The following is a 7202-nucleotide window of genomic DNA, read 5'->3' as shown; positions in this document are numbered from 1 at the left end:
AAATATTTGTCTAACTTTAAGGGGTCACTTCATTTACGGCACCCTGGTTTTTGTTTTTCTATTCAAGTCGGGTCAGGAATTTGTTTTTCTTCCCACGGCGCAGCACGACAAGTTCGTCAGATAGTTATGCATCTTGCCACTTAAAGACTCTGTGACTGTATAAAAGCAATCAAGTTGTCTCCTAATAAAAAAAGAACGGCATCTCTGCCGTTCTTTTTGATGGACTCTCAGGGACTCGAACCCTGGACCAATTGATTAAGAGTCAACTGCTCTACCAACTGAGCTAAGAGTCCATATGATGTTCTTGTATGGAGCCTAGGGGGATCGAACCCCTGACCTCATCGCTGCCAGCGATGCGCTCTCCCAGCTGAGCTAAGGCCCCAAATTATGAATGTAACAAGTTGTCCAACTCTGCAATGCTCCGCAGGCGACTCCTATATCATATAAAATACAGCTTTTGCTGTCAACAACTTTTTCTTGAAGCTAAAGTGATTGGAGAAGAACAACCTTTTTACTGGAACACACAGATGGTAACCCCAGAATGCTCTTCCCCTTTTACCCGTTTCACTAATCCTCGTTGTTGTCTTTGGACAATAAAGATTTGAGTTCTTTCATGAACATATTGATGTCTTTGAATTGACGGTACACCGAAGCAAAGCGCACATAGGCTACTTCATCCACTGGAAACAGCTGTTCCATCAGCAGTTCGCCAATCTGACGGCTCTCTACTTCTGCATCGGCTGTATTTCGCAGAGACTTCTCTGCCTCAGATACCATCATTTCCAGTGTCTCCACAGAGACCGGACGTTTCTCACAAGCCCGAATCAGGCCACGGAGAATCTTGTCCCGGCTAAATTCCTCACGACTGCCATCTTTCTTGATGACGATCAGCGGTGTTTCTTCCACCATTTCAAAAGTGGTAAATCGACGGCTACATTGCTCACACTCACGACGACGACGAATCGATTTCGATTCATTGGCCGGCCTTGAATCAAGCACCTTTGTGCCCAGGTAGGCGCAATAAGGACATTTCAAATCAGATCACTTCCCACGTTTTACTTTTTACCAGAAATTGCCTGCATGCATTTAGTTATGAAAATCGTATTGCCGACACATAATACTTTTACCAACCGCGAGGAGGTGAACAGCAATGGCACAAAGCAATGGTAACTCCAACAACCTGGTGGTAACTAAAGCTTCCGCAGCTCTCGAACAACTGAAATATGAAGTTGCTCAAGAACTCGGAATCAGCATCCCACAAGACGGATACCAAGGTAACATGACTTCTTACGAGAACGGTTCGATCGGTGGATACATCACGAAGCGTCTGGTAACAATTGCAGAACAGCAATTGGCAGGTCAATACCAATAATATCTGCATCGTAATACGGTACACAGAGGAGCATGGAGCGGCCGGTGAACAACCGGCCTGCTCGGTGCTTCTACTTATTTTAGAGCATGAATCCAAAGTGTCTTAACTTAGAACGTATTATAGATCTTTACATATTGATTATAATAATAAATGACGCGTTGTACATAGTGCCGGGTTTCACCAAACGGAATATCTTTGACCGTCTCGAATGAACCGTCCCATACGCCATCCCTTAACCATGAGTTCACTTTACCTGGACCTGCATTGTAAGCAGCAATCATAGCCGCTTCATTCCCGTCAAATTGATCTGACAGATTACGTAGATACCAGGTGCCCAGCTGGATATTCCTTTCAGGCTCGTGCTTCAATTCTTCCAATGAGGTTCCCGGAATTTTGGCTTGCTCCATAATCCAGTTCGCGGTGTCAGGCATCAGCTGCATTAATCCGATGGCACCTCTCTTGGATTCCTTGCTTGTCTTAAAATTGGTCTCCACCTTGATGATGGAAGCGATGAGAAACGGATCAACCTCATAACTCTGAGACTGGGCCCGAATCTCTTCCTTATAATGAATCGGATAGAACCATGACATCCAATTGGTATTCAGGAACAGCACCAATACAAAAGACACAAACATCAACAACAGTACCCGTTTCTTACGCAGCAATCTCATATTAGGCCCTTACGATGCAAAAATGAAATGAGTTGCTGCTCCGTCTCTGACCACAAGCCGCTGTTATCGATAACCACGTCAGCACGCTGCTTCTTATCTTCAATATCCATCTGCACGTCTATACGGGCATCTGCCTGTTCTGCCGTCATTCCATCCCGGCTCATCAGTCGTTCTAGCTGCACTGACCTCGGAACGTAAACAACCATCACCTCTTCGAAGCCATCCTCCAGCCCTGACTCGTACAATAACGGAATATCCGATACGACCAGCTTGTCCGGATGTTCAAGCTCGTACAGAGCAGCGCGCTCGCGCATCTCCTTGCGGATCGCTGGATGTGTAATAGCCTCAAGTGCCTTACGTTCCTCTGGATTCTGAAAAACAATACTGCCAAGCTTTTTCCGATCCAGTGTTCCGTCCTCATTCAATATGGCTTGTCCGAACCGCTGAACAGCCGCAGCCAAAACGGGATGCCCGGGCAGCATTACTTCCCGGGCAATAACATCTGCATCAATGAGCAACGCTCCCTTACTGGCGAGAAAGGCGGACACGCTGCTTTTGCCTGTCGCGATCCCGCCGGTTAAGCCAATATTCATTATTTCACCTCACAACAACTTCATTATTCCCATAAACATTAATAAAAGCGCAGGTAACACAGATAATCTTCGCATCCACCGCAGAGCAGCAAAGCGCAACCCAACTTTCATGCCCAGTGACAGAAATGCCCCACTAAACAACGCAATAACTAATGCTGTCCACAAAGTCGGAAATCCCAATAATGCTGCCCCTAATCCTGCACCAAAAGCATCCAGAGAAAGGGCTATCCCCAGCCACATCGCTTCTTGGACGGATATACTGCCCGAGTTATCCATATCCGCCTTCGAGGGACTACGCAGGATCTGAATAACCACACCCAGCTTCCGCAGCTCAAGTGTAAAGACCATTCGTTCCAGAGATCCTCCAGAAGCAGATGGCTCAAGCTCCAGCGCGAGCACCTGATTCCTGCCCTTCGACTGAGCTTCTGGTGAGGCTTGCGTACTACTGCGGATTGTTCCTGCTCCTGCTCCTGTTCCCTCACCCACTCCATTGTCCGTTTCCAGCTGTTCCTTGCCCCGTTTTCGAATGAGTTGCAGCAACGACCATGCGCCAATACCGATCAGAATAACCGCTCCAACAATTGAAGCCACGTCCGGAGATACGACATGAGACAGAAGCACACCTACTTGCATCGATAATGCAATAACCAGACCCGAACAGATGGAAATGACGACAATGGATAACAGCGGAATTTTAGTTCTCCGCAGCCCATATGTAATCCCGACTCCAAAACCATCTAAACTAAGCGCCAAAGCAAGCGCCAGTAATGAAATAAAATGATGCAGCACCCCGGATTCCTCCCCTGTGCGGAACTCGTTCCAACTGGCGGCTGCCAGTATGGGTATACGCCCGCTTATTTCTGCCATATCAGTATATGGAGGGAGGAATCCAAGGGTGCTACAATTTGACGATTTCGTTCATGCTACCAAACCCATCAACGATTTAGAGCAGCGGTTGACAGTTTGGACAGTAATGCGTGCCCCTACCACCTACAACACTCTTCTCGATTAATGTGCCACACGTTGCACAAGGTTCAGACTTGCGTCCATATATTTTCAACTGATGCTGGAACATTCCCATCTCGCCCTGTCCATTGACATAGGACTTAATGGAGGAACCTCCTGCATTCACCGCATCCTGGAGCGTAACCACGATCGCTTCATGCAGCACGGTTAACTGGGCTTCGGTTAATGTCTTGGCAATGGTTTCTGGATGAATTCCAGCGCGGAACAAGGCCTCGTCCACATAAATATTCCCGATGCCGACCACATATGCCTGATTTAACAAGACGGCTTTAATTTTGGTCGTGCGTTTGCCAACAGCATCACGGAATGCAGCTACAGTAAACGCAGGATCAAGCGGCTCCAGCCCCAGTTTTAACAAAGGTTTGGATACCAGTTCCTCCCCTGCATTGAAGAGATGCATTGTACCGAATTGACGGACATCCTTGTAACGTAATTCTGTACCATCGGTAAAGTGAAAGATAACATGGGTATGCTTCTCCACTTCCTCATGCTGTTGGTATACCCCGTACCTGCCTTCCATCCGCAGATGGGAGACAAGCACCAGCCCGTCCAGCAAAATACGCAAAAACTTGCCTCTGCGCTCCACACCGATCACGGTATGTCCCTTAAGTTCCATTGCAAATGCATCTATGTCGTCCGGCCGCTGAATAATCCGCGGCAAGCTAACGGTAACGGAGTCAATGGTCTTGCCAACAATAAGTTGATTCAATGTTCTTCTGACTGTTTCGACTTCCGGTAATTCCGGCATGATGTTCTCACCTCCCCTATATTATAACGGAAGATGGCGCTCAGCGGGACCCCTTCTTGTGTCGAAAACAGTTGAAAAATATTTTGTAAAATAACGGAAAACCCGCTTGGGATCTATTATTTAGCCTCGTACCAGTTTTCTCCGTAGCTGACTTCTGCTTTTAGCGGCACTGACAGCTCCAATGCTTTTTCCATCACCGAAGGAACCAGCTCTTTCATCAGTTCCATTTCATCCGCAGGCACTTCGAATACAAGCTCATCGTGCACCTGTAATAGCATGCGGCTCTTCAGCTTGCGTTCACGCAGTGCTTCATCCATCTGTACCATGGCAAGCTTGATGATATCTGCCGCAGTTCCCTGGATCGGTGTATTCATTGCTGTCCGTTCAGCAAAGGAACGCAGGTTAAAGTTGCTTGCATTGATTTCTGGCAGATAACGACGGCGTTCCAGCAACGTTTTGACATAACCATCCTGACGGGCTTCCTTCACAATATCATCCATATATCGACGCACACCCTGGAATACTTCAAAATATTGATCAATGAACTGTGCTGCCTCTTTCCGCGTGATGTGCAGGTTCTGAGACAAACCGTAGTCGCTGATCCCGTATACGATACCAAAGTTAACCGCCTTGGCAGAACGACGCATGTCTCCATCCACCTCTTCTGGCTTCACGCCAAACACATCTGAGGCCGTCTTCGTATGGATATCCATGTCCTGGACAAAAGCTTCCTTCAGCCGCTCATCATCTGAAATATGTGCAAGGACGCGCAGTTCAATCTGCGAATAGTCTGCTGCCAAAATGGACCACCCTGGTTCGGAAGGAACAAATACCTTTCTGATTTTACGGCCTTCCTCCATCCGAATCGGAATGTTCTGCAAGTTCGGGAACTGGCTGCTAAGACGTCCAGTAGCCGCAATCGTCTGACGGTAAAACGTATGCACCTTGCCATCCTTATCTGAAATCTCTTTGAGGAGTCCTTCTACATATGTGGACTGCAACTTGGCAAGTTGACGATATTGCAGAATATGTTTGACTACATCATTATATGGAGCCAGCTTCTCCAATACTTCGGCATCCGTAGAGTATCCTGTCTTTGTTTTCTTCACCACAGGCAAACCGAGTTTATCAAATAAAATCTCACCCAGCTGTTTCGGTGAATTCAGATTGAATTCCGTACCGGAAAGCTTGTAGATTTCCGCCATTAACCTGCTTATATTTTCTTCGAACTCACTACCCAAAGCCTTCAAATCTGCCGTATTAGCCTTAATCCCCTGTTTCTCCATATCTGCAAGAATACGTGACAATGGCATCTCCAATTCATGGAAAAGTGCGTTCATCTCATTGCTCTCCAGCGCCTGCTCCTGGAGTGGGATAATGGCTGCTACTGCCGCCGCTTTGCGACACAGAAAATCGCCCAATATATCCGCCTCAGGCACTCTGTATTTTGCACCTTTGCCCATAACCGAATCATCCTCCACGAGGGAAGGCAGACCATACTTCGTGGTCAGGCCGCTAATCGTCTGATTCGATTCAGTTGGATCAAGCAAATAGGCAGCCAATTGCACATCAAAGGACGCTCCAGCAAACTCAATGCCATGCGCATGCAGTGCCAGATCAACACGATGTAGATCATAACCACGCTTGGGTTGATCTGCATTGCCGAGCCATTCTCGTACTGGGGCAGCTGCATCAGACTGGAGCAATTCGGAAGACAGGAATGTATAGGTTTCGGCTGAACCAACAGCAAGTCCAATGAGTTTCGCCTGATGCGGGTTATCACCATGTGTCTCCACATGCAGCACATCAATGGATTCGAGTGAACCGAACAGTTCACTAATCGTTTCTTCTGTTGCAATGGAGGATTCCACTACGGCCGCCGGAACGGCTTCCTGTTCAGAAACTACACTTGCACGGAATGACAGGCGCTCTAGCAAAGACTTGAATTCGAGCTTGGCCAAAGCCGGGCCTGCCAGTTCCTCTTTTAAGCCAGCAAACTGCATATCTTCCCAAGTTTGTTCCAATGGAACTTCACGGTGGATCGTGGCAAGCTGCTTGCTCATACGTGCATCTTCGGCGTGAGCCTCAATCTTTTCTTTCATTTTGCCCTTTAGCTCACCTGTGCCGTTAAGAACTTCCTCAACCGAACCGAACTGGTGCAGCAGCTTCAAAGCCGTTTTCTCTCCAACACCAGGAATGCCCGGAATATTGTCGGACGCATCACCCATCAGACCTTTGAGGTCAATGATTTGCAGCGGGGTCAGACCATAGCGCTCCTTAATCTGAGCGGGATCGTATAGCTCAATCTCGGTTACCCCTTTGCGTGTAAGCCCAATATGCACATGCTCAGAAGCAAGCTGCAGCATATCTTTGTCACCTGACACAACGAGAACCTGTCTTCCGGCTTCATCCGCACGTTTCGTTAATGTTCCGATAATGTCATCTGCTTCGAATCCTGCAAGCTCAAACTGTGCAATCCCGAAGCCCTGAAGCAGCTCTTTCAGCAGCGGAAATTGTTCCGACAACTCCGGCGGTGTTTTCTCCCGACCACCCTTATACTCCTGGTAACCTTCGTGTCGGAACGTAACTTTGCCTGCATCAAATGCCACCATCACATGTGTCGGTTTATGCTCTTCCAGCAAGCGCAGCAGCATCGTGGTGAAGCCGTACACCGCATTGGTGTGCAAGCCTTTCGAGTTAGTTAGCGGTGGCATTGCAAAAAACGCCCTGTAAATAATGCTATTTCCATCTATAAGAATAAACTTGTCCATTCCAGCACCTCGCGTATCGTA

General features: G+C 47.7%; 7 protein-coding genes and 2 tRNA genes. 1 reads left to right on the top strand and 8 read right to left on the bottom strand.

Annotated elements, in window-relative coordinates; genetic code table 11:
* Window positions 1-220: 220 nt before the first annotated feature.
* The 3 genes from A6049_RS30130 to nrdR form a co-directional block, all read right to left on the bottom strand.
* Window positions 221-293, bottom strand: a tRNA-Lys gene (locus A6049_RS30130).
* Window positions 294-309: 16 nt separating this feature from the next.
* A tRNA-Ala gene (locus A6049_RS30125) sits at window positions 310-382 on the bottom strand.
* Window positions 383-567: 185 nt separating this feature from the next.
* Complete coding sequence (nrdR, locus tag A6049_RS30120; RefSeq protein WP_063568108.1) at window positions 568-1035, bottom strand: transcriptional regulator NrdR; 468 nt, start codon at window positions 1033-1035, stop codon at window positions 568-570.
* Between the two features lie 115 nt (window positions 1036-1150).
* Here nrdR and A6049_RS30115 point away from each other — a divergent pair, with 115 nt between their 5' ends.
* On the top strand, window positions 1151-1372 hold the full coding sequence (locus A6049_RS30115; RefSeq protein WP_053783555.1) for an alpha/beta-type small acid-soluble spore protein: 222 nt from the start codon (window positions 1151-1153) through the stop codon (window positions 1370-1372).
* Window positions 1373-1479: 107 nt separating this feature from the next.
* Here A6049_RS30115 and A6049_RS30110 read toward each other — a convergent pair whose 3' ends face one another.
* The 5 genes from A6049_RS30110 to polA form a co-directional block, all read right to left on the bottom strand.
* Window positions 1480-2043, bottom strand: a complete 564-nt coding sequence (locus A6049_RS30110) for a lytic transglycosylase domain-containing protein (protein ID WP_063568107.1) — start codon at window positions 2041-2043, stop codon at window positions 1480-1482.
* Window positions 2040-2636: a dephospho-CoA kinase gene (gene coaE / locus A6049_RS30105; protein WP_063568106.1), complete on the bottom strand. Its 597-nt coding sequence runs from the start codon at window positions 2634-2636 to the stop codon at window positions 2040-2042. Before coaE ends, A6049_RS30110 begins: the two co-directional genes overlap by 4 nt.
* A 9-nt stretch (window positions 2637-2645) precedes the next feature.
* Window positions 2646-3425 (bottom strand): manganese efflux pump, encoded by a 780-nt coding sequence (locus tag A6049_RS30100; RefSeq protein ID WP_063568105.1) that lies wholly within the window; start codon window positions 3423-3425, stop codon window positions 2646-2648.
* Window positions 3426-3579: 154 nt separating this feature from the next.
* Window positions 3580-4410, bottom strand: a complete 831-nt coding sequence (gene mutM, locus A6049_RS30095) for a DNA-formamidopyrimidine glycosylase (RefSeq protein ID WP_063568104.1) — start codon at window positions 4408-4410, stop codon at window positions 3580-3582.
* Window positions 4411-4526: 116 nt separating this feature from the next.
* Window positions 4527-7181, bottom strand: a complete 2655-nt coding sequence (gene polA / locus A6049_RS30090) for a DNA polymerase I (protein ID WP_063568103.1) — start codon at window positions 7179-7181, stop codon at window positions 4527-4529.
* Window positions 7182-7202: the final 21 nt, after the last annotated feature.

The sequence above is a fragment of the Paenibacillus sp. O199 genome (genome assembly GCF_001636635.1).
GTDB lineage: Bacteria > Bacillota > Bacilli > Paenibacillales > Paenibacillaceae > Paenibacillus > Paenibacillus marchantiae.
Note: the sequence above shows the minus strand (reverse complement) of the source record. Positions and strands in the feature narration are given on the sequence as shown.